General features: G+C 64.7%; 26 protein-coding genes. 10 read left to right on the plus strand and 16 right to left on the minus strand.

Going from position 1 to position 25,013, the window contains the following annotated elements:
* The first annotated feature begins 1 nt into the window (after position 1).
* On the plus strand, positions 2-697 hold the full coding sequence (locus tag ACFC3J_RS06965) for a lysophospholipid acyltransferase family protein (protein WP_375195474.1): 696 nt from the start codon (positions 2-4) through the stop codon (positions 695-697).
* Here ACFC3J_RS06965 and ACFC3J_RS06970 read toward each other — a convergent pair.
* The 3 genes from ACFC3J_RS06970 to ACFC3J_RS06980 are packed head-to-tail and all read right to left on the minus strand — an operon-like array spanning position 689 to position 3,681.
* Complete coding sequence (locus tag ACFC3J_RS06970; protein ID WP_375195475.1) at positions 689-1,594, minus strand: prephenate/arogenate dehydrogenase family protein; 906 nt, start codon at positions 1,592-1,594, stop codon at positions 689-691. The two genes, ACFC3J_RS06965 and ACFC3J_RS06970, sit on opposite strands and share 9 nt — an antisense overlap.
* A complete protein-coding gene (hisC, locus tag ACFC3J_RS06975; RefSeq protein ID WP_375195476.1) occupies positions 1,594-2,691 on the minus strand; it encodes a histidinol-phosphate transaminase in 1,098 nt (365 codons plus the stop codon). The genes ACFC3J_RS06970 and hisC overlap by 1 nt, the downstream gene beginning before the upstream one ends.
* 39 nt (positions 2,692-2,730) lie before the next feature.
* Positions 2,731-3,681, minus strand: a complete 951-nt coding sequence (locus ACFC3J_RS06980) for a 2-hydroxyacid dehydrogenase (RefSeq protein ID WP_375195477.1) — start codon at positions 3,679-3,681, stop codon at positions 2,731-2,733.
* 66 nt (positions 3,682-3,747) lie between these two features.
* On the opposite strand from ACFC3J_RS06980, the gene ACFC3J_RS06985 reads away from it, so the two are divergent.
* Positions 3,748-4,884, plus strand: a complete 1,137-nt coding sequence (locus tag ACFC3J_RS06985; protein ID WP_375195478.1) for a homoserine O-acetyltransferase — start codon at positions 3,748-3,750, stop codon at positions 4,882-4,884.
* Positions 4,881-5,468, plus strand: coding sequence for a methionine biosynthesis protein MetW (gene metW / locus ACFC3J_RS06990; protein WP_375195479.1), 588 nt, complete (start codon positions 4,881-4,883; stop codon positions 5,466-5,468). Before ACFC3J_RS06985 ends, metW begins: the two co-directional genes overlap by 4 nt.
* On the opposite strand, the gene ACFC3J_RS06995 is transcribed toward metW, so the two are convergent.
* The 3 genes from ACFC3J_RS06995 to ACFC3J_RS07005 are packed head-to-tail and all read right to left on the minus strand — an operon-like array spanning position 5,469 to position 8,589.
* Entirely contained in the window at positions 5,469-6,089 is a 621-nt protein-coding gene (locus tag ACFC3J_RS06995) for a glutathione S-transferase (RefSeq protein ID WP_375195480.1), read from the minus strand.
* Positions 6,086-7,663, minus strand: a complete 1,578-nt coding sequence (locus ACFC3J_RS07000) for a peptide chain release factor 3 (RefSeq protein WP_375195481.1) — start codon at positions 7,661-7,663, stop codon at positions 6,086-6,088. The genes ACFC3J_RS06995 and ACFC3J_RS07000 overlap by 4 nt, the downstream gene beginning before the upstream one ends.
* 44 nt (positions 7,664-7,707) lie before the next feature.
* Positions 7,708-8,589, minus strand: a complete 882-nt coding sequence (locus ACFC3J_RS07005) for an aldose 1-epimerase family protein (protein WP_375195482.1) — start codon at positions 8,587-8,589, stop codon at positions 7,708-7,710.
* A 93-nt stretch (positions 8,590-8,682) separates the two neighbouring features.
* On the opposite strand from ACFC3J_RS07005, the gene ACFC3J_RS07010 reads away from it, so the two are divergent.
* A complete protein-coding gene (locus tag ACFC3J_RS07010; protein ID WP_375195483.1) occupies positions 8,683-9,210 on the plus strand; it encodes a hypothetical protein in 528 nt (175 codons plus the stop codon).
* Here the strand turns inward: ACFC3J_RS07010 and ACFC3J_RS07015 are convergent.
* The 6 genes from ACFC3J_RS07015 to rpmI form a co-directional block, all read right to left on the minus strand.
* Complete coding sequence (locus ACFC3J_RS07015; protein WP_375195484.1) at positions 9,158-9,871, minus strand: DUF4386 domain-containing protein; 714 nt, start codon at positions 9,869-9,871, stop codon at positions 9,158-9,160. The two genes, ACFC3J_RS07010 and ACFC3J_RS07015, sit on opposite strands and share 53 nt — an antisense overlap.
* On the minus strand, positions 9,868-12,282 hold the full coding sequence (pheT, locus tag ACFC3J_RS07020) for a phenylalanine--tRNA ligase subunit beta (RefSeq protein WP_375195485.1): 2,415 nt from the start codon (positions 12,280-12,282) through the stop codon (positions 9,868-9,870). Before pheT ends, ACFC3J_RS07015 begins: the two co-directional genes overlap by 4 nt.
* Positions 12,279-13,370, minus strand: coding sequence for a phenylalanine--tRNA ligase subunit alpha (pheS, locus tag ACFC3J_RS07025; protein WP_375195486.1), 1,092 nt, complete (start codon positions 13,368-13,370; stop codon positions 12,279-12,281). The genes pheT and pheS overlap by 4 nt, the downstream gene beginning before the upstream one ends.
* A gap of 68 nt (positions 13,371-13,438) precedes the next feature.
* Positions 13,439-14,059, minus strand: a complete 621-nt coding sequence (locus ACFC3J_RS07030) for a LysE family translocator (RefSeq protein WP_375195487.1) — start codon at positions 14,057-14,059, stop codon at positions 13,439-13,441.
* Between the two features lie 89 nt (positions 14,060-14,148).
* On the minus strand, positions 14,149-14,511 hold the full coding sequence (rplT, locus tag ACFC3J_RS07035; protein WP_007689504.1) for a 50S ribosomal protein L20: 363 nt from the start codon (positions 14,509-14,511) through the stop codon (positions 14,149-14,151).
* 13 nt (positions 14,512-14,524) lie between these two features.
* Positions 14,525-14,728, minus strand: a complete 204-nt coding sequence (gene rpmI / locus ACFC3J_RS07040; protein ID WP_007689506.1) for a 50S ribosomal protein L35 — start codon at positions 14,726-14,728, stop codon at positions 14,525-14,527.
* 157 nt (positions 14,729-14,885) lie between these two features.
* Here rpmI and ACFC3J_RS07045 point away from each other — a divergent pair, with 157 nt between their 5' ends.
* Entirely contained in the window at positions 14,886-17,060 is a 2,175-nt protein-coding gene (locus ACFC3J_RS07045; RefSeq protein ID WP_375195488.1) for an AsmA family protein, read from the plus strand.
* 8 nt (positions 17,061-17,068) lie between these two features.
* On the opposite strand, the gene hisN is transcribed toward ACFC3J_RS07045, so the two are convergent.
* Positions 17,069-17,875: a histidinol-phosphatase gene (hisN, locus tag ACFC3J_RS07050; protein ID WP_375195489.1), complete on the minus strand. Its 807-nt coding sequence runs from the start codon at positions 17,873-17,875 to the stop codon at positions 17,069-17,071.
* A 78-nt stretch (positions 17,876-17,953) separates the two neighbouring features.
* On the opposite strand from hisN, the gene ACFC3J_RS07055 reads away from it, so the two are divergent.
* Both ACFC3J_RS07055 and ACFC3J_RS07060 read left to right on the plus strand, forming a co-directional pair.
* Positions 17,954-18,382: a VOC family protein gene (locus ACFC3J_RS07055; RefSeq protein ID WP_375195490.1), complete on the plus strand. Its 429-nt coding sequence runs from the start codon at positions 17,954-17,956 to the stop codon at positions 18,380-18,382.
* A gap of 55 nt (positions 18,383-18,437) precedes the next feature.
* Positions 18,438-18,674, plus strand: coding sequence for a hypothetical protein (locus ACFC3J_RS07060; RefSeq protein WP_375195491.1), 237 nt, complete (start codon positions 18,438-18,440; stop codon positions 18,672-18,674).
* 103 nt (positions 18,675-18,777) lie between these two features.
* On the opposite strand, the gene ACFC3J_RS07065 is transcribed toward ACFC3J_RS07060, so the two are convergent.
* The gene (locus ACFC3J_RS07065; RefSeq protein WP_192670056.1) at positions 18,778-19,713 is read right to left on the minus strand and encodes a ribose-phosphate pyrophosphokinase; all 936 of its coding nucleotides are present in this window, start codon (positions 19,711-19,713) and stop codon (positions 18,778-18,780) included.
* A gap of 119 nt (positions 19,714-19,832) precedes the next feature.
* On the opposite strand from ACFC3J_RS07065, the gene ACFC3J_RS07070 reads away from it, so the two are divergent.
* The 3 genes from ACFC3J_RS07070 (at position 19,833) to ACFC3J_RS07080 (ending at position 23,250) form a co-directional block, all read left to right on the plus strand.
* Positions 19,833-21,494 carry an NAD+ synthase gene (locus ACFC3J_RS07070; RefSeq protein WP_375195492.1) on the plus strand — a complete coding sequence of 554 codons (1,662 nt, stop codon included), beginning with the start codon at positions 19,833-19,835 and terminating at the stop codon, positions 21,492-21,494.
* On the plus strand, positions 21,491-22,819 hold the full coding sequence (gene gltX, locus ACFC3J_RS07075) for a glutamate--tRNA ligase (RefSeq protein ID WP_375195493.1): 1,329 nt from the start codon (positions 21,491-21,493) through the stop codon (positions 22,817-22,819). Before ACFC3J_RS07070 ends, gltX begins: the two co-directional genes overlap by 4 nt.
* A 116-nt stretch (positions 22,820-22,935) precedes the next feature.
* Positions 22,936-23,250 (plus strand): YdeI/OmpD-associated family protein, encoded by a 315-nt coding sequence (locus ACFC3J_RS07080; RefSeq protein WP_375195494.1) that lies wholly within the window; start codon positions 22,936-22,938, stop codon positions 23,248-23,250.
* A gap of 9 nt (positions 23,251-23,259) precedes the next feature.
* Here ACFC3J_RS07080 and ACFC3J_RS07085 read toward each other — a convergent pair whose 3' ends face one another.
* Together ACFC3J_RS07085 and ACFC3J_RS07090 are read right to left on the minus strand one after the other, a co-directional pair.
* A complete protein-coding gene (locus ACFC3J_RS07085; RefSeq protein WP_375195495.1) occupies positions 23,260-24,009 on the minus strand; it encodes an esterase/lipase family protein in 750 nt (249 codons plus the stop codon).
* A 109-nt stretch (positions 24,010-24,118) separates the two neighbouring features.
* Positions 24,119-25,006 (minus strand): hypothetical protein, encoded by an 888-nt coding sequence (locus ACFC3J_RS07090; RefSeq protein WP_375195496.1) that lies wholly within the window; start codon positions 25,004-25,006, stop codon positions 24,119-24,121.
* Between the last annotated feature and the right edge of the window lie 7 nt (positions 25,007-25,013).

Raw genomic sequence — 25,013 nt, forward strand, 5'->3', positions numbered from 1 at the left:
CATGCTGACTGCCCTGCGCTCCCTTGCCTTCATGCTGGCCTTTTACGTCGGCTCGCTGTTGTTCGTGCTGGCGGCGATGGCGGTCAATCTGGCCGTGCCCCAGTCGATCCCGGCGGTGGCGACCGGCTGGAGCCGCTTTCACCGCCTCTGCGTTCGCTGGCTGCTCGGGCAGAGGATCAGGGTAGAGGGGGATCTGCCGAAGGGACCCTATCTCTACATCCTCAAGCATGAATCGATGTTCGAGACGATCGACCTGCTTTGCCTGCTGGATCGCCCCGCGATTGCCGCCAAGCGCGAGCTGTTCGATATTCCGCTTTGGGGCGGCATCGCCCGCCGCTACGGCCTGATCCCGATCGAACGCACTGCGGGCGCCACCGCGTTGCGCGCCTTGCGCACCGCCGCCAAGGCAACGACTGCGCAGGGCCGCGCCGTTTGCCTCTTCCCCGAAGGCACCCGCGTCCCCCATGGGGAAAGCCCGCCGCTGCGGTCCGGCTTCGCGGGCATCTATTCGCTGCTCAAATTGCCGGTGGTGCCGATCGCGATCGATAGCGGCCGGGTATCTCCCCGCGGCAAATTCCTGAAGCGCGCCGGGACGATTACCTACAAGGTCGGCGAAATCGTGCCCCCCGGCCTTGACCGCGATGAAGCCGAAGCCCGCGTCCACGCCGCCATCAATGCGCTGAACCGGTCAGTGTGACCGCCCGAAATCGGGCTTGGGATCGTCCTGCCCCTGTTCAATGATCGACCGCCGGATCGCCCGGGTCCGGGCGAACAGGTTGAACAGCGTATCGCCGTCGTTCCACCGGATCGCCCGCTGCAAGGCCGACAGGTCCTCCGAAAAGCGCTGGAGCATCTCCAGCACGGCGTCCTTGTTGGCGAGGAACACGTCGCGCCACATTGTCGGATCGGACGCCGCGATGCGGGTGAAGTCGCGGAAACCGCCGGCAGAATATTTGATGACCTCCGACTGGGTCACATCCTCCAGATCGCTGGCCGTGCCGACGATGGTATAGGCGATGAGGTGGGGCAAATGGCTCGTCACCGCCAGCACCAGGTCATGATGCTGCGGGTCCATCGTCTCGACATCAGCCCCGACGCGCCGCCACAATTCGGCGACGCGCTCGACCGCCGCAGGATTCGCATCGGCGGGTGGCGTCACGATGCACCAGCGCCCCTTGAACAGCGAGGCAAAGCCCGCCTCCGGCCCACTATTCTCGGTTCCTGCGACGGGATGCGCCGGAATGATCGCCCGCCCCGGCAAAGCCCCATTCAGCTGCGCCAGCACATCGGCCTTGCACGACCCCACATCGCTGACGATCGCCTCGGCGGGCAGATCGTCGGCAATCTCCGCCGCCGCTGCGCCCATGGCCCTGACCGGCACGCACAACACCACCAGATCGGCGTCGGTCACTGCAGCGCCCGCCGTGTCGGTCACATCGTCGCACAAATCGATCGCACGCGCGATTTCCCGGACCCCTGCGTCGGCGTCGTAGCCGGTGACGCGCACGGTCGGCATCGTCTCGCGGATCGCCCGCGCCAGAGAGGAACCGATCAGGCCCAGCCCGATAATGGTGACGCGGGCAAAGGGCAGCATCAGGCCGCTTCCGCCATGGCGCGCAGCTTGGCCGCGACCTTGCGCACCTGATCCTCCGTGCCGATGGTGACGCGCAGCCCGTTGGGCAGGCCCTGACCCGGCAGCCAGCGGGTGGCGAACCCTTCGTCCCACAGGCCCTTCATCGCCGCCTCTGCCGTCAGCTTGCCGTCGAACAGGATGAGCAGGAAGTTCGCCTTGCTCGGCACGGCGCGCAGCCCATGGTTGGAGAGCGAAGCCACTTCGCCCGCCAGCCACTCGCGCCACTGGCGATTATGCGCCCGGCTGGCCTCGACCCAGGCCGTGTCGTTCACCGCCGCAATCGCTGCGGCCTGTCCTGCCGTCGTCACATTGAACGGCGCGCGGATGCGATGCAGCACGTCGATGACCTCGGCACTGGCATAGCCCCAGCCGATCCGCTCGGCCGCCAGCCCGTAAATCTTGGAAAAGGTGCGCGTCACGAATATGTTGGCGGCGGTCTTCGCCAGTTCCAGCCCGCCATCATCCTCGTCAGCGTCCAGATATTCGGCATAGGCCTGATCCAGCACGAACAGGATATCGGGCCGCAACCCTGCATGCAGCCGTGCTATGTCTTCCCGCGACGTCATGGTGCCGGTGGGATTGTTGGGATTGGCGAGGAAAACCACCTTGGTCTTCTCCGTCACGCAGGCAAGCAGCGCATCCACATCGGTCGCATAGTCGGCGTCCGGCGCAATGACCGGCGTTGCGCCGACGCGCCGCGCAGCGATATCATAGACCGAAAAGCCATAGCGGACGTAGAGAACCTCATCCCCCGGCCCGGCATAGGCGCTCGCCGCGATGTGCAGCAGCTCGTCCGATCCGGTGCCATAGATCACCCGCGCCGGGTCCAGGCCATGCATCGCCGCGATGGCCTCGCGCATTTTCGCGGCGCCGGGATCGGGGTAGGTGGCGAGGTCCGCCGTCGCCGCCACCAGAGCGGCCCGCGCAGCCTCCCCGGTGCCCAGCGGATTTTCATTGGCGGACAGCTTCACCAGCGGCCGGCCGTCATCCGCCGCCGATTTACCCGGCACATAGGCCGAAATACCGAGAATCCAGTCTTTGGGTGCAGGCTTGGTCATGCGCCGCGCTTTAGCGTCATCGAGGCGAAACGCAAAGTCTCACACGACGGGAGTGAGCAAAGGCTGACCCGCCGCCCAGGCATCCAGATTGGCCAGCACCAGATCGGCCATCGCCTTGCGGGTGGCGACGGTCGCGCTGCCCTGATGCGGTTGCAGCACGACTTGATCCATCGCCATCAGCGCTTCCGGCACATGCGGTTCGTCCACGAACACGTCGAGACCTGCGCCCGCGATCCGCTTTTCCGCCAGCGCCGCCACCAGCGCTTCCTCGTCGATCACGCTGCCCCGGCTGATATTGACGATCACGCCCTCGGCCCCCAGCGCGTCCAGCATCGCCGCGTCGACCAGCTTGCGCGCTTCCGGCCCGCCCGAGGTCGCGACGATGATCACGTCGCTCTGACGCGCAAGATCGATCGGATCGGCCACATAGCGATAGTCGCTGTCCATCACCGGCCGCCGATTGTGATAGAGGATTTCCCCCGCCACCGGCTCCAGCCGCCGGGCGATGGCCTGCCCGATCCGGCCCAGGCCCAAAATCCCGATCCTCTGCCCGGTCACGCGGCCCGAAAGCGAAGGCTTTGCGCCCCTCGCCCAATCGCCTGCGCGCACCATCCGGTCATTTGCCGCTATATTGCGCACCGTCGCATAGAGCAGCCCGACCGCCAGATCGGCCACATCGTCTGTCAGCACATCGGGCGTATTGGTGACGCGGATGCCGTTCGTCCGCGCATGATCGATATCGACCTTGTCATAGCCCACCGAAAACAGCCCGATGATCTCCAGCTTCGGCAACGCGTCCATGATCGCGGCAGGCGCGCCGACCGAACCGAAGCTCACCAAGGCCCGCGCTTCCCGCACTTCCGGCGGCAGGGCGGAGAGGTCGGCATCCGCCGCCACTTGGTGGACGGCAAAGCGCCGCTCCAGCTCTCCGTTCAGATAGGGATAAAGCGGCCCGAATGCGACGACAGGGATGGGAGCGGTATCGGTCATGCGCTCGATCTAGGGGAAAGGGCGGGCAATTGACAGAGTCAGGCCGCCGCCCTAGCCCGGAACCCTATGGCCAGCGCGTCCCTTTCCGATGACACCCGGTTCGGCCTGCGCCGCCATGTGCGCCTTGACGGGCCTCTTGGCCTCGACAGCGGCGCCTCGCTCGGTCCGGTCGATATCGCCTATGAAACCTATGGGCAGATGAATGCGGATCGCTCCAATGTCATCCTTATCTGCCATGCGTTGACCGGCGACCAGTATGTCGCGTCGGAGCATCCCGTCACCGGCAAGCCGGGCTGGTGGTGGCGGCTGGTGGGGGAGGGCAAGCCGGTCGATCCGGCCCGCCATTTCATCGTCTGCGCCAACGTCATCGGCAGCTGCATGGGCTCCAGCGGTCCCGCCAGCCTTGATCCGGCGTCCGGCGAACCCCATGCGATGCGCTTCCCGGTCATCACCATCGCCGACATGGTCCGCGCGCAGGCGATGCTGCTCGACCATCTGGGCGTGGATCGGATCGCGGCCGTCATCGGCGGATCGATGGGCGGCATGCAGACGCTGACCTGGCCGACGCTTTATCCGGAGCGGGTTGAAAGCTGCGTCGTCATTGCGTCCACCGCCCGCCATAGTGCCCAGAACATCGCCTTTCATGAAGTCGGGCGACAGGCGATCATGGCTGATCCCCACTGGCGCGGCGGCGACTATTATGCCGACGGCGCTATCCCCAGCGCGGGACTCGCCGTCGCCCGCATGGCCGCGCATATCACCTATCTCTCCGAGGCGGGGCTGACTGAGAAATTCGGCCGCCGCCTCCAGGGTCGAGACGCCAAGACCTTCGGCTTCGACGCCGACTTTCAGGTCGAAAGCTATCTGCGCCATCAGGGTCTGAGCTTCGTCGAGCGCTTCGACGCCAACAGCTATCTCTACATCACCCGCGCCATGGACTATTATGACATTGCCGAGGATCATGGCGGCAGCCTCGCCAAAGCCTTTGCCGCCTCCAAAGCGCGCTTCTGCCTCGTCAGCTTCGATACGGACTGGCTCTATCCTACGGCGGAATCGCGAATCATCGTCCACGCGCTCAACGCCAGCGGCGCGCAGGCGAGCTTCGTCGAACTGTCCAGCCCCTTCGGTCATGACGCCTTCCTGCTGGAATGCCCCGAACTCAACCGCGTGGTGGATGGGTTCCTGAAGGGCGGCCGCGGATGAGCCTGCGCCCGGACCTTGCACTGATCGCGCGCACTGTGACACCGGGCGCTCGCGTCCTTGACGTGGGCTGCGGCGACGGGGCGCTGATGGCCGCCTTGCGCGACAGCAAGCAGGTCGACGCCCGGGGCCTTGAGATCGACGCCCGCAATGTCGCCGCCGTCGTGGGCCGGGGCCTGTCCGTGGTGCAGGGGGACGCCGACACCGACCTTATCTATTATCCCGACGCCAGCTTCGACTTTGCCATCCTCAGCCAGACGCTCCAGACCACCCGCCGCCCGGATCGCGTGGTCGATGAACTGCTGCGCATCGGCAGGCAGGCCTTCGTCTCTTTCCCCAATTTCGCCCATTGGCGCGGGCGGCTGTCGCTCTTCTGGGGCGGGCGCATGCCGGTGACGCGGCTGCTGCCCGACACCTGGTATGACACGCTCAACATCCACCATGTCACGGTCGACGATTTTCGCGCATTAGTGAAGGATCGCGGCTGGACGATCGACGGCCAGTGGTTCCTCAAGGGCGACAGGGAAACCACCCACGCCAACGCCAATCTGTTCGCTGAACATGCGGTGTTCCTGCTGCGGAAATAATCAGCGCAGAAACAAAGGCGCGTCGCCTTCGGCCCAGGGCTTCACACGCAGCATGGCGCGGGCAAAGACATCCGACGCCAGATGCTCGCCCAGCCAGCGCCGGACCTGCGGCAAGGGTTGCCCAGCAAACCAGTCCGGCTCCGTCGCGGCGAACTGGCGGACAAAGGGAAAGATCGCGATGTCGGTCAAATTCGCCCGGTCGCCGGTCAGATGGCGGCTACGCTCCAGCCGGCTCTCCAGCTCGCCCAGCCATGCCGTCGCCTCGTTCCGATGCGCCAGCGGATCGGACGCGTGGCGGCTGGCATATTTATAGCGGTCGAGATGGGTTTTGAACGGGCCGTCATTGGCGGCGATAAGCGCACTGTCCTCGCCCGCCAGCCAGCGTTGCGGGTCATTCTGGTCGAGCGCCCAGCGCATGATGTCCAGACTCTGCTCCAGCACGGAACCGTCCGGCAGCAGCAGCACCGGAACCGTCCCTTTGGGCGAGGCCTCCAGCATGGGCGTCGGCTTGTCGCGCAACAGGATCTCGCGCAGTTCCACGGCCTGTCCGCTCGCCAGCAGCGCCATGCGCGCCCGCATCGCATAGGGGCAGCGCCGGAAGCTGTAGAGGATCGGCGTCAACGCTCCCTGGTCGCGCTGAACTTGACCTTGGGATGGCGCTCCTGCTGATAGCCGATGTCCCAGGCGCTCTTCGCCATGAAGACGAGGTTGCCGTCGCGATCCTTGGCCATATTGGCGCCGTTGAACGACACCAGATCCTTGACCGCGGCGTCATCTCCGGAGACCCAGCGCGCCGTGTCGAAGGGGGACTGCTCCAGCCCGGCCGCGACCTTATACTCCGCTTCCAGTCGCGAAATCAGCACCTCCAGCTGCAACTGCCCGACGACGCCGACGATCCAGTTCGATCCGATCTCGGGATAGAAGACCTGAATCACGCCCTCTTCGGAAAGATCGTCCAGCGCCTTGCGCAACTGCTTGGTCTTGGTCGGGTCCTTCAGCGCCACGCGGCGCAGGATTTCCGGCGCGAAATTGGGCAGGCCGGTAAAGCGTAGTCCCGGCTTCTCGGACAGCGTATCGCCAACGCGCAGCGCGCCATGATTGGGGATGCCGATGATGTCGCCGGGGAAAGCCTCGTCGGCCAGTTCGCGGTCCTGCGCGAAGAAGAGGATCGGCGAATGCACGGCCAGCGCCTTGCCCGACCCACTCGGAGTCAGCTTCATGCCGCGTCGGAACTTGCCGGACACCAGCCGCATGAAGGCGATGCGGTCTCGGTGCATCGGGTCCATATTGGCCTGCACCTTGAAAATGAAGCCGGTGACTTCGCTCTGCTCCGGCTCGATCGGCGCCGGCTCGGCAGGCTGGGCGCGGGGCGGCGGCGCGTGGGCGGCCAGCGCATCGATCAGTTCGGTGACGCCGAACAGCTTCAGTGCAGACCCGAAATAGACCGGGGTCAGGTCGCCATGGCGATAGCGGCCAAGGTCGAACTCGGCATAGCCGCCCTGCGCCAGCTCCGCTTCCTCGCGCAGCTTCGCCAGTGCGCGGGGGGACAGATAATCGGCCAGCTTCGGATCATCCAGCCCACTGAACTGATGCCGCGTACCGTCAAATTCCTTGGAGGGGCCAACCGGCTGCATCAGCTGGTTGGTGGCGAAATCGTAGATGCCCTCGAAATCGGCGCCCATGCCGACCGGCCAGCTCATCGGGCAGACGTCGAGCTGCAGCTGGTCGGCCACTTCATCCAGCAGGCCGAAGGTTTCGCGCCCTTCGCGGTCCACCTTGTTGACGAAGGTGATGATCGGCACGTTGCGCAGGCGGCAGACCTCGAACAGCTTTCGGGTCTGCGGCTCGATCCCCTTGGCCGCGTCGATCACCATGACGGCGGAGTCCACGGCGGTCAGCGTGCGATAGGTGTCTTCGCTGAAATCCTCGTGTCCCGGTGTGTCCAGCAGGTTGAAGGTGATCGTTTCGCCGTCACGCGTCCGCTCGAAGGTCATGACCGAGGACGTCACCGAAATGCCGCGCTGCTGCTCGATCTTCATCCAGTCCGACCGCGCGCGCCGGTTCGCCCCGCGCGCCTTGACCTCGCCCGCCAGGTGAATCGCGCCGCCTTCCAGCAGCAGCTTTTCGGTCAGCGTGGTCTTACCCGCGTCAGGGTGCGAGATGATGGCAAAGGTGCGGCGTGACGGAATACTCATGGGCGGCCCATATAGCGATTCTCAGGGGATTCGCCAGTCGGGCCTCAGCCGGTGAGGCTGACGTCCATCCGAAACGCCCGCGCCTCGCCCGGCGCGAGGCGCAATATGCCCTGCTTCGCCCAGACATCTCCCTCAAAACCGACGGGATCGGCCATTCCGGCCCAAGGCTCGACGCAGAGATAATGCGCGCCCGGCTTCTGCCACAGTCCCAGCCAGGCTGTGTCGGGAAAGTCGATCTGAAGGCCGGTCCGCCCCGGCACGCCCCAGAACAGGCTTCGGCTCTCCATCCGGTCCCAGATCAGCGCGTCCCCCTCGAACATCCTGTGGGTCGGCGCCAGCACTGCCCCCTCGACCGGCGTTGCCACGCTTTCCAGGGCGATCAGCCCCGGCTCGTGCCCTACCTTGCGGATCGGCGCGGGTTCGTCCTTCTCGAACATCACCCGATGGTCTTCGACGCCGCCGCCATAGGGCAGCGGCCAGGCAAAGGCCGGATGGTAGCCGAAGGAACAGGGCATATCCGCCTCGTCCCGGTTCGACACGGTTGCCGTCATCCGCAGCGTCCGGCCCTCAACGGCGAAGTGCATGTCGAGCCGGAAATCGAATGGATAGACTGCCCGCGTCCCGGCATCGGCCTCCAGTCGTAAGGTCACGGCACTGCGGGCCTGCTCCGCTACAGCAAAGACCATGCGCCGCGCAAAGCCGTGCTGCGGCATCGGATAATCCTTTCCATCGAGCCGATACACGTCTCCTCGCGAGCGGCCGACAAAAGGAAAGAGCAGGGGAGCATGACCCGTCCACCAGCGCGGATCGGCGTCGGTCATCAACTCTCGCCCCTCGGCATCCGTCAGGGACCACAACTCCGCCCCCAGCGGGTTGATGCTGGCGCTAAGGTCGCCTGAAGTAATGGTGATGAACTCGTCCGTCATGCGCGGCAATCTCCTTCGCTCCTTGCATAGCGGCGACGCAGGCCGGGAACCATGGCCTCTCTCCAAGGTTTGGGAAAACAAGGAGAAAAAGGGATGAAATGGCTTGGTCTGACGACGCTGCTGCTTTTCTCGACCCCCGCTCTGGCGCAGGAACAGGAAAAGAAGGACGACACGCTGCAAAAGGCCGGGAGCATCGCCACCCAACCGGCCCGCGACGTGGGTATCGACAAGGACAAGATTCCCGATGTGCTGCAAAGGGCCGTCGAGGACCCCTATAGGCGTCCGCCGTCGCGGACGTGCAAGGCGCTCAAGGCATCATTGGACGATCTGAATGCCGTTCTCGGCCCAGACTTCACCGTAAGTCAGAAGGCTAATGAAAATCGCACGGGCAAGATCGCCGAAGCGGTAGGCAAGACGATCGTGAATTCCCTCATCCCCTTTCGCGGGCTGGTGCGGGAGATCAGCGGCGCCGCCCCCGCTGAACGCCGTCTGCAGGCAGCGGTGACTGCCGGAATCGCCCGTCGCGGCTTTCTACGGGGAATCGCGGCTGAGCGTGGCTGCAAGATCGTCAGCTTGCCGCCGACTCCGCAGGAAAAGAAGGACGACGAGCCGCAAAAATAACCAGCCACAGTGCAAAGAGCGTTTCAACGATCGAGGCGACAATATCGGCTTGAATGACCATAGCTTTGGCCAGATCGGGCACGATCAGCGCGACAGTCCGAACGATCACCTGGATCAGCCCGCCCAGCGCCAGACCACCCCCCAAGGTCCGCGGCAAGCGGCCCGACCGGAAGATCAGCAGACCCAGCAGCAACATATACAGCCCCAGAAGAATATGCGCGACGCCTTCAACCTGATCGCGCAGGACCAGCGCCAGTTCGATCAGCGAATGGCTCTCCGCCACGCTGATCCCCGGACGCGGCGCCCCGTCGAGCAGCACCAGTGGCGCCATGGCCAACACCCCGCTTGCCCCCAGCGTCGCAATCCCGGCGACGGAGATCAGTGCCGCCGTCCGCGTCAGTTGCCGCCCTACCGGCGCGAACAGCGCGTAGAGCAGCGAAGTCGCCGCCAGCATGGCGCAGATCGCCACCAGATCGGCCAATTCTCCGGCCCGGTACGCCCAGGGGAAGTCCTCGATGTTGCGTGCCGTTTCCCGCCCCGAGCCGGGCACGACCAAGGCCGCGCGGAACACGGCATCGCCGACGACCCGCGCGGCCATCCCGCCGAGAATGAAGAGGCCGGCGAGTCGGGCTGTCCCTTCCATCCCGACGAACAGCCTCATGCGCGCAGTGAGCCGCCCAGCTTTTCGGCGGCCTTCACCACCGCCGCGCTGATCGCGTCCAGTTCCTCTTGGCTGAAGCTCTTTTCCCCCGGTTGCAGCGTAATCTCGATGGCGATGCTCTTCTTGCCATCCTCGACGCCCGGTCCCACGAAGAGGTCGAACAGCCGCGCGTCGACAATGGCCTTCTTGTCCGCATTCCTGACGGCACGGACGAGCGCATCGGCGTCGACCGATTCGTCGATGACGAACGCGAAGTCGCGCTTCACCGCCTGCAGGACGGGCGGTGCATAGGGCGCGCGCATGAAGCCGCTCTTGCGCTTGAGCGGGATAGCGTCGAGGAAGATCTCCCCCGCGACCAGCGTGCCCGTCAGACCGAACTGCTTGGCGAGGCTGGGGTGCAGCACGCCGAATTCGGCCAGCACGACCTTCGGTCCCAGCCGCAGTGTGCCCGACTGGCCCGGATGATAGGCGGCCGAAGCGTCGCCAAAGCTCTGGAGGTTCGCCACCGGCGCGCCAGCGGCGGCCAACAGCGCTATCACCTCGCCCTTGGCATCGAACGCGGAGAAGGCCTGTGCCTTGCCTGTCTGCCAACCGCGCGGCACTTTTTCGCCCGCCAGCACGAAGCCGACCGTGGCGCGTTCCTTATCCGCGAAATAGCGCCGCCCCAGTTCGAACAGCCGCACCGAAGCCGCGCCGCGATCCACGTTCCGCCGCGTGGCCGAGAGCAGGCCGGGCAGCAGGGAAGGCCGCATGACCTTGAGGTCCTCCGAAATCGGATTGGTCAGCGTCCAGGCACCGCCGCCGACCGAAGCCGCTTCCTTCTCGGAAATGAAGGACCAGTTGATCGCTTCGGCCAGTCCCCGCGCAGCCGCCGTCCGGCGGACCTTCCGTTCGATGGTCTGCTCGGGCGTGGCGGTCGGCCTTGCGACGCCGGGTGCGCGGGGCAGGGGGGTGGACGGCACCTGATCCAGCCCGACGATGCGCACCACTTCCTCGACGATATCGGGCCAGCCATCGACGTCCCGGCGCCAGCTCGGCACGCTGACGGTCCAGTTGGCCGGTGTCGTCACCGGCATGCCATCCTGATATTCGAAGGTCGAATCATTCCCCTGAACGCCAAAGCCGAGGCTTTCGAGGATGCGCTTCTGCTCGCCTTCGGGCACATCGACCCCGGCCAGCGCCAGACATTGTGAAGGCTCATAGGTCACGACCTTGTTCGTCACCGGCGGAGTTCCCGCCCGCGTCGCCTCGCTCGCCGTGCCGCCGCACAGTTCCGTCACCAGATAGGTCGCGATCGACAGGCCATCGTCGAGGAAGGCCGGGTCCACCCCGCGCTCGAACCGCCCGCGCGCGTCGGAGGTGAGGGCCAGCTTCTGCCCCGTCACCGCGATCCGCTCCGGCGTGAACCAGGCGCATTCGATCAGCACGTCGGTCGTGGCTTCCGTGGCGCCCGAATGTTCGCCGCCCATGATGCCGCCAATGTCATGCACGGCATCGTCGTCGGCGATGACCGTCATCGTCTCGTCGACGGTGTATGTCTTGCCGTTGAGCGCCAGCACCTCTTCACCGGCCTTGCCCCTGCGCGCCACCAGCGGACCTTTCAGCGTCGCCATGTCATAGACATGCAGCGGCCGCCCAAGGTCGATCATGATATAGTTGGTGATGTCGACAAGCGCGCTGATCGGCTTCTGTCCGATGGCCTTCAGTCGCTTCGCCATCCACTCGGGCGACGCGCCATTCTTCACGCCCCTCACCGTCCGCGCGAAAAAGGCGGGGCAGCCATCAGCATCTTCGACCCGCACGTCCGGACCCGGCCCGACGCCCTCGATGGTCGGCACGACGATCGCGTTCAGCGTACCCAGACCCGCCGCCGCCAGATCGCGGGCGATGCCGCGCACGCCCATGCAGTCCTGCCGGTTCGGCGTTATCGATACATCGATGACCGGATCGTCAAGCCCTGCCCATTGCGCATAGACCTGTCCGACCGGCGCATCCGGGTTCAGCTCGATGATGCCATCATGATCCTCGCCCAGTTCCAGTTCGCGGAACGAACACATCATGCCGTTGGATTCGATACCGCGAATGGCGGTTTTCCTGAGTACCATGCCGTTGACCGGCACCACCGCACCCTCGGTGCCGAACACGCCGACCAGACCTGCGCGGGCGTTGGGCGCGCCGCACACGACCTGCAGCGCGCCGGCGCCCGCATCCACGGTCAGCACCTGCAGCTTGTCCGCCTGGGGATGCGGCTCCGCGGTCAGCACCCTGGCGATGCGGAACGGCGCCAGCTTCTCCGCCGGATTCTCGACGCCCTCGACCTCCAGCCCGATATTGGTCAGGCCCTTCAGGATCGTCGGCAGGTCCGCATCGGTCGCAAGATGCGTCTTGAGCCAGCTCAGCGTGAACTTCATGCGCCCACTCCTCCGCTGAGAGTAGGAACATCCAGAGCCGAGAAGCCATAATGTTTCAGCCAGCGCAGGTCGCCGTCGAAGAAAGCGCGCAAGTCGTTCATCCCATATTTCAGCATGGCCAGCCGGTCGACGCCGGTGCCGAAGGCAAAGCCCTGCCATTCATCCGGGTCCAGCCCGCACGCCTCGATCACGCGGCGGTTGACCATGCCGCTGCCCAGCACTTCCAGCCAGCCGCCGCCGGGCGCATCGCCGTTGCCGCCGATCACCCGCTGGCCGTTGGCAAGCGTATAACCGACGTCCACTTCGACCGATGGCTCGGTGAAGGGGAAATAGCTCGGCCGCAGCCGCAGCACGATATCGTCGCGCTCGAAAAAGGCCTTGAGGAAAGTCTCCAGCGTCCATTTGAGATGGCCGAGCGTGATCCCCTTGTCGATCACCAGCCCCTCGATCTGGTGGAACATCGGCGTATGCGTCGCATCGGAATCGGAGCGGTAGACCCGGCCCGGCGCGATGATGCGGATCGGCGGCTCGCCATTCATCATCGTGCGGATCTGCACCGGCGACGTGTGGGTGCGCAGCAGCATCTTTTTCCCGTCCCCCGCATCGGGGAAATAGAAAGTGTCATGCATCGCCCGCGCCGGATGCGTTTCCGGAATGTTGAGCGCGGTGAAATTATGCCAGTCGTCCTCTATTTCCGGCCCGGTCGCGACGGAGAAACCCAGATCTGCGAAAATCTCTGCCAGCTCATCCATGACCTGCGACACCGGATGGACCGACCCCTGCGGGCCGATCTCGGCGGGCAAGGTCATGTCGATCTTCTCCGCCGCCAGCTTCGCGTCCAGCGCCGCCTGCTCCAGCGAAGCCTTCTTCTCGGCCAGCGCCGCCGTCACGCCCTCCCGCAAATCCTGGATCGGCGGGCCTTTCTCCAGGCGCTCCTCCGGACTCATCGGGCCGAGGGTCTTCAGCAGCCCCGTTACCACCCCATTCTTGCCCATGGCACCGACACGCAGCGCCTCCAACGCCTCCAGCGTATCGGCGGCGGCAATGTCGGCGATCAGGCCGGCTTTCAGATTGGCAATCTCACTCATCCAAAATCATTCCTGAGAAGGCGGAAATATGGGGGCGCCTTAGCGGGGCGCGCCGCACAAGGAAAGGGTCAGGACCTGGCGCCCAACAGCGCCCCGCCGAAACCGATGAACATCAGCCCCGTCCCCCGATTGAACAGCCGCTGCCGGTTCGCGGGCGCCAGCCAGCGGGCGAGCTTCACCCCGCCCAGCGCATAGACGCACTGCCAGCCGAATTCGATGGCGACGAAGCTGACAACCAATATCGCCAGCTGCACCGCGAAGGGCCGGTCCGTATCGATGAACTGCGGAAACAGCGCGGCGGCGAAGATGATGAGCTTGGGATTGGATAACCCCGTCAGCAGCCCTGTGCCATAAAGCGCCCGCAGCGAGCGCGTCCGCGTCGCGCCGACTTCCCCGGCTTCGCCGACTGGCGCGCGCCACGCCTTGATACCCAGCCAGAGCAGATAGGCCACCCCTGCATAGCGCAGAATATCAAACAGGCGTGGAGAGGCTTTCAGCAATGCCCCCAAACCCAACGCCGAAGCGATCAGGCACAGCAGGATCGCGCTCATCAGCCCCGCCATGGTGGCGATGGCCCGTCGCGGTCCATGATGGATGCTCTGGGTCATCACATGCAGCATATTTGGTCCCGGCGTGGCCGAGATCAGGAAAACCGCCGTGACGTACAACCACCATATATGCAGCGACATGGGGATTCTCCCAGAGGCTCGGAAACGAAAAAGGGCGCCGGAAGCATCTGCCCCGGCGCCCCTTTGCGATCCAAGCGATCGTTCTGAACTCAGGCCGCGGGCAGCGCAGCCTTCGCCTGGGCGATGATGGCGCTGAACGCCTCGCCTTCGTGCATCGCAATGTCGGCCAGAACCTTGCGGTCCAGCTCCACGCCGGCCAGCTTCAGGCCGTGCATGAACTGCGAATAGGTCAGGCCTTCGGCGCGGACGCCAGCGTTGATGCGCTGAATCCACAGGCCACGGAAGGTCCGCTTCTTGACCTTGCGGTCGCGATAGGCGTACTGGCCGGCCTTTTCGACAGCCTGGCGGGCGATGCGGATCGTATTCTTGCGACGGCCATAATAGCCCTTCGCCTGATCCAGAATCCTCTTATGCTTCGCCTTGGTGGTCGTACCACGTTTTACGCGTGCCATGAGTCCCTACTCCTTACTTGAGGCCATAGGGCGCCCAGAGGCGCACATGAGCGACGTCGGCGTCGGACATGACCGAGGTGCCGCGGTTCTGGCGGATATACTTGGCGTTGTGGCTGATCAGGCGGTGACGCTTGCCAGCGACGCCGTGCTTGACCTTGCCGGAAGCGGTGAACTTGAAGCGCTTCTTCACACCGCTCTTGGTCTTGAGCTTGGGCATTTTCGTCTCCTTCTTCAGCGCGACGATTACGGACAGCCACGGCAGCCCTAGTTAGCCGGGCGGTCCTTCCGAATATCGCGAAGGGCGGCCCATAGTCGGACCCGCGCCGAAAGGCAAGCGATTCGGACCCAAAATCGCGGCTCGGCGTTGAACCGCCATGGCCGATGCCGATCCCCTCCGGCCGGACAGCCCGGCGCAAACGGTGCCGCATTATCGCGGCGTGCGTCATTATGTGAGCGGCGCGCATGCACGCTGGCGCAAAATGCCGCTGCCACTCCGCATCCTGCTCTGGATCATCGGCATCATCTTCGCTCTCTGGCTGATCCTGTTCATCACCAAGGGGCGTTTTCTCAAACACCCGTTCGAACGTTTCCTGACCCACCGCCTTGAACGCCCGGTCAAGGTGGGAGGCGACTTCCAGCTCTATTTCGATCCCATCACCCTCAAGTTCCGGGCCGAAAAAATGGCGATCGCCAACACGCCATGGGCCAGCCGCAGGGAATTCTTTCGCGCAGATCTGATCGACAGCCGGATCGCGCCGCTCAGTCTCCTCTTCGGCGACAAATATAAGGTTCGCTGGCTCGAACTGCGCAACGCCGCAACCGATCTTGAATGGAACCGCGACGGAAAGAGCAACACATGGACCTTCGGTGACCCCAACAAAAAGGGCAAGCCGCTCAACCTGCCGTTGATCCGCCGCGCGCTGCTGGCGGGTGCGACACTGCGCTACCGTGATCCCAGGATGCATCTGGCCACCGACATCGGCTTCGAAACGGTGAAGGCGCATGACACGCGTTTTGCCAACGATGTGCGCTTTTCCGGCACCGGCACGATGCGCGAGCGCCCCTTCATCCTGCGCGGCGGGCTGTTGTCGCCCGACGAGACGGTGACGGGCGGCAGGAACAGCCTCGCCCTGCACGCGGAGGCAGGTGCGACCGTGCTGGAGGTCAGCGGCACGCTGCCTGGCGCGACCGAGATCGAGGGCGCCGATCTGCGTCTTGCCGCCCATGGCCCCAATCTCGCCCTGTTGTTCGATTTTCTCGGCGTCGCCATCCCCGAAACCCGCAGCTACCGTCTGACTTCGGCCCTTACCAAACAGGGGGGCGAGTGGCGCTTCACCCATCTCAAGGGTCGCTTCGGCGACAGCGATCTGGCGGGGCGTCTGACGGTTTCGTTGCCGAACGATCGCCTGCTGATGAGGGCCGATCTTTCCACCCGGACGCTCGACATTCTCGATGTCGGCCCCTTCATCGGCTACGATCCGCAGAAGCTGGAGAGGCAGGGCGCGAACGGCGCGATCAGCACCGTCAATGGCGCGCCGCGCATCCTGCCCGACGCGCCGCTTAGGGTCGAGGCGCTGCGCAATTTCGACGCCCGGCTCACCTATAATGTCCGTCGCGTCCGCGCCGAACATGTGCCGATCTCCAATATCGGGCTGACCCTGGCGCTGGAGCGCAGCCTGCTGACCATGTCGCCGCTGACTTTTGACATGTCGGGCGGCCATGTCAGTTCCGACATTGCCATCGACGCGCGCGGCCACCCCGTTCGCTCCCGCTATGATATTCGCCTCTCGCCCACGCCGATGGGCAAACTGCTGGCGCGCTGGGGAGTGGAGGAATCCGGAACCTCGGGCACGATCAAGGCGCGGGTCCAGATGGCGGGCGTTGGCGACACGCTGCACGATTCGCTCAGCACGTCCAACGGCCGCATCGCCGTCATACTGCCCGCCGGGTCGATGTGGACCCGGAACATCCAGCTGTCCGAACTCGATATCGGCACCTTCGTCACCAAGATGTTTTCCGGCAAGCTGAAGAAGCCCGTGCAGATCAATTGCGGCCTCATCGCTTTTACCGTGCGCAACGGCGTGGCGGCGGCGGACCCGATCATCATCGACACCGAAAAAAATGTGCTGCTGGGGCGGGGCGGCTTTTCCTTCCGCGACGAGAGCCTAGACCTTGCCTTCCGCGCCGACGGTAAGAAGTTCAGCCTTTTCTCCGGCCAGTCGCCGGTCGGCCTCGACGGCACTTTCGCCAGACCCCATATCGACGTTATCAGCCCTCAGCTGATCGCCCGCGGTGGCGTCGGCGCAGCGCTGGGCATTGCCGCCAGCCCACTCGCCGGGATGCTGGCCTTTGTCGATATTGGCGACGCGAAAAGCGCCGCCTGCGGCCCCGTGCTCGCGGGCGCGACCGCCGCCGCCCAGCGCACCAGGGGCGGCAAGTCCCGCGACGATGTCGGCCACGGCACCACCGCGAAGGAAGAGGCGGGCAAGGGCGTTGCAAGGGAGAATAAGGACGAGAAGAAGAAATTCATGGGCACCGGCGTAAAATAATTAGCGCCCTAATGATGATGGTCGTGGGCCGCGTGCAAAGCTTCCAGCACGTCTTCCAGCCGCGCCGGATCGCCCAGCGCCAGCACATGGCCTTCACTTTCCGCGGTCAGCGGCTCGCCATTCCAGTCGCACATCAGGCCGCCCGCGCCCTCGACCACCGGCACCAGTGCGGCGAAATCATAACTTTTCAGCCCCGATTCGATAACGATGTCGAGAAAGCCCGAAGCGAGCAGGCCGTAATTATAGCAATCCCCGCCATAGACCGGTCCCTGCCGCGGTGCGCCGCCCGACACCGCCGCGACCAGCGCCATATAATGGGGCACATCGCCGTCGGCGAACAGGTGCGGACTGGTGGTGGCGATGCCTGCGCCCTCCAGTTCCCGGCAGGAACGGGTGCGCACCGGCTTGCCGTTGAAGGTGGTCGGCTGCCCCGACATGCCAGCCCAGCGTTCCTGCGCAATCGGCTGGTCGATGATGCCGATGGTCGGCCACCCCGCCTGCGTCAAGGCGATGAGCGTGCCGAAGATCGGCCGTCCGGCAATGAAACTGCGGGTTCCGTCGATCGGATCGAGGATCCACACCCGCTCGGCATCGGTGCGGACAGAACCATATTCCTCGCCGATGATCCCGTCCTGCGGCCGTTCCTTCTCCAATATGGCCCGAATCGCGGCTTCTGCGGCCCGGTCGGCCTCCGTCACCGGCGATTTGTCGGATTTGATTTCCATGTCATAGCGGGCACGGAAAAAGGGCCGGATCGCCATCCCGGCGGCATCGGCAAGGCGGTTGGCAAGAGCCAGATCATCGCGGGTCGTCATGGCGCTGGACCTAGCGGTAAAGCGCCTCCCGCGCTAGGCTAAGCCATCCCGATTCCTCGAAAATCAAGGAGGGAACAGATGCCCGGTTCACCCGTCATCCCCGGCCTGCGCTATGCCGATGCGCCCGCTGCCATCCGCTTTCTGTGCGACGCCTTCGGTTTTGAGGTCCGCGCCTGCTACGAGGATGAGGCCGACCCGCATGTCGTCCACCATGCCGAACTCGTATTGGGCGAAGGGATGGTGATGCTGGGCAGCGCCCGCGACGGGGAAGGGGAGTCGCTTTACAGCTGGACGACGCCGAGGGAACTGGGCGGCGTCACCACCTGCATCTATGTGGTGGTGCCCGATGCCGACGCCCATTGCCTCCACGCTCGCAACGAAGGCGCCGTGGTGGTGAGCGAACCGCACGACAATCAGGGCTATCCGGGGCGCGGCTATGAGGCGCTGGACCCGGAGGGCAATGTCTGGAGCTTCGGCACTTACGACCCCTGGGCAAATTCCGTTTAAAGCTTTCCGGCGCCAATCCGTCCTACTGGCTGATATTCATCGGTGGGAGTTGCGCGTGGCGCTGGTCGGCTGGATCATAAGTTTCGCAGCCCTGTTTGGCGGGCTGGCTTTATGGCAGGACATGCCTGCCGATGGTTCGCCGATGCTGGCGAACATGCTGTTCATGCTCTCGCTGCTCAGTTGCCCGCTGCTCTGGAGGGAAAAGCCTCTCGGCATTTCATTCAGCCAGCGCATTTTCCTGGTCATGGCGCTGGTGTGCAGCCTGCCGCTGCTGCTTTTTCCTCGAAACTGACAAAGTCGCGCCGCGCAACTTTGGCTGGCAGCCGGGGTTCGGCCAAAAAAACGCCGCCGGCGAAGCCACCGGCGGCGCTCAAAAAAGCGGATGATCCGTCCCCTCAGTCGAACAGGCTGGAAACCGAGCTTTCGTCTGCAATGCGCTTGATCGCTTCGCCCAGCAGCGGGGCGATGGGAAGGTGGCGGATGCTCTTCGCCCCGTTCACCGCATCGGTGCCCTGGATCGAATCGGTGATGACCAGTTCGCGCAGTTCCGACGCCTCGACGCGGGCGACGGCGCCGCCCGACAGCACGCCATGGCTGACATAGGCGACGACGTCCTCGGCGCCCGCGGCCTTCAGCGCGGCCGCCGCGTTGCAGAGCGTGCCGGCCGAATCGACGATGTCGTCGATCAGGATGCAGAAGCGGCCCGAAACATCGCCGATGATGTTCATGACTTCCGATTCGCCCGCGCGCTCACGACGCTTGTCGACAATGGCCAACGGCGCGTTGTCGAGGCGCTTTGCCAGCGCTCGCGCACGGACCACGCCGCCCACGTCAGGCGACACGACCATGATATTCTTGTCGCCGAAGCGGGCCTGAATGTCCGCCGACATCACCGGCGCGCCGAACAGATTGTCGGTCGGAATGTCGAAAAAGCCCTGAATCTGTCCGGCGTGCAAGTCGACCGACAGCACGCGGTCCGCGCCCGCGGTGGTTATCAGGTTGGCGACCAGCTTGGCCGAAATCGGGGTGCGGGGACCGGGTTTCCGGTCCTGCCGGGCATAGCCGAAATAGGGGACGACCGCCGTGATTCGCTTGGCCGACGCGCGCTTCAGCGCATCGATCATGATCAGCAGCTCCATCAGATTGTCGTTCGTCGGATAGCTGGTCGATTGCAGCACGAACACATCTTCGCCGCGGACATTCTCATGAATTTCCACGAAAACTTCTTCATCGGCGAAGCGGCGGACGCTCGCGTCGGTCAGGGGAATTTCGATATAGTCGGCAATGGCGGCGGCAAGCGGCTTGTTGGAATTGCCGGTCATGAGTTTCATGGCCAAACCCCTGTGACGAATTGATGACGCTGGTCGGAACGCGGCCCCTTTAGCGGTCGAACCTCTCGCTGAAAAGGCGCTTTTGCGCGTTGCCGCAAAATGGATTAGGGGCGCTTCCTATGACCGACAAACTCGTGATAGCCCTTGCCCAGATGACGCAGTCGGTGGGCGATCTCACCGCTAACGCCGACGCGATGCTGGAATGGCGTGCGCGGGCGATGGATGCTGACCTCATCGTCTATCCCGAACTGCAACTGATCGGCTATCCGCCTGAAGATCTGGTGCTGAAGCCCGCCTTGGTCGACCGCGCCAACCATGAACTCGACCGGCTCGCCCAAGCCACGGCTGATGGCGGCCCCGCCATGCTGGTCGGCACGGTGGTCGCCTCGCAGGGGGTGCTGTTCAATGTCGTCGCCCTGCTGGAAGAAGGCGCCGTCACCGCCATCCGTCAGAAGCGCGAATTGCCCAATTACGGGACATTCGATGAAAAGCGCCTTTTCGCGCCCGGCCCGCTGCCCGCGCCGATCGATTTCAAGGGGGTGAAGATCGGCGTTCCGATCTGCGAGGATATCTGGTTCCCCTTCGTCACCGCGCATCTGCGGGCAGAGGGCGCGGAAATCCTGATCAGCCCCAATGGCTCTCCGTTCGAGGTCGACAAGGACGACCGCCGCGTCAACGCCGTCGCGGGCACCCGCGTCCGCGAAACCGGCCTGCCGCTCATCTATCTCAACCGCGTCGGCGGGCAGGACGAACTGGTGTTCGACGGCGCGTCCTTCGTCGTGAACGGCGATTTGAGCCTCGCCCAGCAGCTTCCCGACTGGGAGGAGGCGCTGGTCCTCACCAACTGGGAAAAATGGGACGGCCAGTGGGTCTGCCTGCCCGGCGAACGCCATCAACCCGATCCGCGCCCGGCCGATATCTATAATGCCATGGTGCTCGGCCTGCGCGACTATGTGAACAAGAACCGTTTCCCCGGCGTGGTCCTCGGCCTGTCGGGCGGCATCGATTCCGCGCTCTCCGCCGCCGTCGCCGTTGACGCGCTGGGCGCCGACCGCGTCTGGTGCGTGATGATGCCCTCGCGCTTCACCAGTCAGGAAAGCCTGGACGACGCGGTGGAATGCGCCCGGCTGCTCGGCGTCCGCTATGACACCATCCCGATCGAACCGGCGGTCGCCGCTTTCGATTCCATGCTGGCCGACGTCTTCGCCGGCCGCCAGCGCGACCTTACCGAAGAAAATATCCAGTCCCGCATCCGGGGCGTGACGCTGATGGGCCTCTCCAACAAATTCGGCCATATGCTGCTGACCACCGGCAACAAGAGCGAGATGTCGGTCGGCTACGCCACCATCTATGGCGATATGGCGGGCGGCTATTCGGTGCTGAAGGACGCCTATAAGACAACGGTGTTCGATCTCTGCCGCTGGCGTAACGAGAATGTCCCGTCCTTGGGCGAGGCGTTCGGTCCCAAAGGTCCGGTCATGCCCGAGCGCGTCATCACCAAGCCGCCCAGCGCCGAACTGCGCGACAATCAGAAGGATGAAGACAGCCTGCCACCCTATGAGGTGCTGGACCCGATCCTCTACGGTCTGGTCGAAGAGGAACTGTCGGTCGAGCAACTGGTCGCCCGCGGCTTCGACAAGGACATGGTTTCCCGCATCGAGCGACTGCTCTACGTCGCCGAATATAAACGTCGCCAGTCGCCCCCGGGCGTGAAGTTGGGATCGCGCAATTTCGGCCGCGATCGCCGCTATCCCATCACCAACGCCTTCCGGACCCTATGACCGTCATCACCCGCTTCGCCCCGTCGCCGACCGGCAACCTCCATGTCGGCAATATCCGCGCCGCGCTGCACAACTGGCTGTTTGCGCGCAAAAGCGGCGGCCAGTTCTGGCTGCGCCTCGACGACACCGATCTCGAGCGCTCGCGTCCGGAATATGCGGAAGGCATCAAGGCTGATCTGGACTGGCTCGGCCTCCACTGGGATGGGGAGGAAAAGCAGTCCGACCGCTTCGCCCTTTATGAAGAGAAATTCGAAGCCCTGAGAGCGTCGGGCCATGTCTACCCGGCCTATGAGACGCAACAGGAACTGGAACTGCGCCGCAAGATACTGCTCGGCCGGGGCCTGCCGCCGGTTTATGACCGCGCGGCTCTCTCGCTGACCCCCGAGCAGATCGCCGCCTACGAGGCCGAAGGCCGCCAGCCTCACTGGCGCTTCAGGCTGGACCACGACCAGTCCATCGTCTGGACTGATCTTATTCGTGGCGAGCAGCGTTTCGACCCGAAACTGCTCTCCGACCCGGTGATCCGCCGCGCCGACGGCAGCTGGCTCTACATGCTCCCCTCGGTGATCGACGACATTGCCATGGGCGTCACCCACGTCCTGCGCGGAGAGGACCATGTGTCCAACACCGCCACCCAGATTCAGATGTTCACCGCTCTGGGCGCGCCGCTTCCGGCATTTGCCCATGAAGCCCTGCTCACCGGCAGCGAGGGCAAGCTTTCCAAGCGTCTCGGCTCGCTGGGCGTCGCTTATTTCCGCGAGATGGGCCTCGAGCCGGCCGCCATCGCGTCTTTGCTCGCCCGTCTGGGCAGTTCCATGCCGATCGAACCGTTCTCGGACATGCAGCCCTTGATCGACAGTTTCGACTTCGCCCATTTCGGCCGCGCCCCTGCGCGCTTCGACGAGGCGGAACTGGCGACCCTCAATCAGAAGATCGTCCACATCCTGCCCTATGACGCCGTGTTCGGCCGGTTGCCCGAGGGCATGGACGAAGCCGCCTGGGAAGCCATCCGCCCCAATCTCGAAACCGTTTCGGGAGCTTCGGAATGGTGGCAGATCGTCACCGGCCCCATCGACACCCCCGAACCGGCCGCGGAAGATCGAGAATTCCTGGCCCTCGCGCACGCTGCGCTGCTGACAGGCGACTTCGACGCTACCGTCTGGCGCAGCCTTACCGAAAGGCTGAAAGCGGAAACGGGCCGCAAGGGCAAGGCGCTGTTCCTGCCTCTCCGGCGCGCGCTCACGGGACTGGATCATGGTCCAGACATGGGCCTGTTGCTGCCGTTGATCGGTAAGGATGAGGCACTGAAACGCCTCAGCCTCTGACGGTTCGGTTTTCTGCCGACGGTGGACATTCCATCGTTCAGGGGGGCAGACTTGGAAAGCCGTCATTCCAGGGAGAGGCGGTGAACCCGGTTTGCGGGCGGCATCCTGGAGTTTCTATGGCAAACCCCTTCCCACACGGCACCGTGCACGAAGCAGGCGAGGACCTTCAAACGGCCTTGCGATCGGACCCCGAAATCTTTGCCCTGTGGGAAGGCCTGACGCCGCTTGGCCGGAACGAGTTCATCTGCTGGGTGGACGACGCGAAACAGCCGAAGACGCGGCTACGCCGCATTGAGCGAACCCGCGAGGAATTGTTGGAGGGCAGGAAACGTCCCTGCTGTTGGGCGGGCTGCATACATCGCACCGATAAGGCGCCGGGTCGATGGCAACAGGCCGTTTTGATCGATCGGCAGGCGAAGGGCAGGCCGTAAGCGGGGCTTTCAGTCCCGCATCGCCTCAAGCGCTTTGCCTACCGCGAGAATGCCCTCGGGCGCGGCGGCAAAGCCCATATGCGTGCAGTCCACTTCAATCGCCCGGTCGCGCTCCCCGGCGCGACCCCTCGCGCATTCGGCCAGAATCACCCCGTCCCGCCGGGACCAGAGCGCTACGGTCGGCACCGGCGGCTTCGCCTCGCGATCGCAGGCAAAGGGCGGCCGGTCCACGGGAAAGCCGGAAACGAGCTGATAGAGCCGCCAGGCATGATTGGCGCGCGGATCGCCCGAAAAGGGCGTCCCCATGGTCACCACGCCGCTGACTTTGTTCGGCGCGAACTTGGCATATTCGCGCGCAAACAACCCACCCAGACTCCAGCCCACCAGCGTCACCGGCGCGCCGCTCCGGTGGCGGATGAAATCCACCCGCCGGTCGATCTGCTCCAGAGTCTCCGGCTTCGGCCCGAAATTCCGTCCCATGCCCCAGCCATGCGCTTCATAGCCCGCTGCATTCAGCACATGACGCAAAGGCTCCATCCGCTTCTCCGACGCCAGCAAACCGGGGAGCAGCAGCACTTTCCGTCCATCGCCACGCATCGCTTGCGCCAGCGTCGCAGCCTGCGCTCTGGTCCGAACCAGATCGAACGGTACCGAAGCATTGCCCAGCAAATGCTGGAGCGAGGGGCGTTCAGCCGCCCGCGGGCCGCTGGCCAGACGGCCTTTCCAGAAGCTGGTTATGGTGTCGGCATAAGGCGGCAAGAGAAGGCATCCTGTTTCCAAAGGGAAAGATGACATTCTCATGACAGGCAGGCGCGCGTCCACGCCTTTCATCGACAAGTTTCAACCGTTTGTCGTTTGTGACAGTCTTTCAGGGCGCCAAAGGCGACGTCTGGGCCACCGTCCCGCCGTCTGCCGCCCGCAACTGCCGCGGCTCCAGGATCGCGGCGGTTTCGATCAGGTCCAGCGCCCGCCGCGCCTCCAGATAGCGCCGGGCATATTGCATCCAGCGGTCGGCCGCAGCCCGTCCCGGCATCTTCTCCACCTCGGCCAGCGCCGGGCCCACGCGCGACCCGTCCAGATAGCGAATCGCCCGGTCCAGCGCCGCCTGCGGCCGGGGCGAGGGGGTGGATTCCTTGTGAAAGGAGATCAGCTCCCGCGCTTCATGCTCAAGCGCTTCCCACCAGCTTGCATTGGCGGGCGGAACCGTCAGCTGATCACCCAGAGCCGTCAGCCCGGCCCGCAAATCCGCCAGCGTCACCGGCTCCCGCGCCGCATTGATGATCGTCGCCACTGCGCGCGGTTGGGCCTGCCCGAAACGGAGTCTCAACTGTCCCTCAATATAGCCAAGCGGCGTCCCGCTATCGAGCGCCCGTCGCGCCGCGAAGGCGACCAGCAGGCCCTCTGCCCGCGCGGCATTGCCCGAAGCCGCCTGCGCCTCGACCGTTATGCGATTGAGCCGCTCCTCCAGCTGCATCACCCGCGCATCCAGCATTTGGGCGGCATCGCCGTTAAGCGGTCGCATCGGCACGCCCGGCGTGACAGCGTTCAGCAACGGATCGGTCATCGCCGTCTGCGGCTTGGGGTTGCCCAGCCAGCGCTGAAGCTGCGGCATGGCCAGAATCGTGAGGACCACCCCGATCGCAAACGCCATCAGCAACAGGATCAGCATCAACCAGAGGCTGCGCCGCCGCACGGGCGCATCCGTCTCCGGTCCACCTGCTACGGGGGCAACGGCCAAGCCGTCCGGATCGCTCATCAAAGGC

This window comes from Sphingobium sp., assembly GCF_041987595.1.
Classification (GTDB): Bacteria; Pseudomonadota; Alphaproteobacteria; order Sphingomonadales; family Sphingomonadaceae; genus Sphingobium.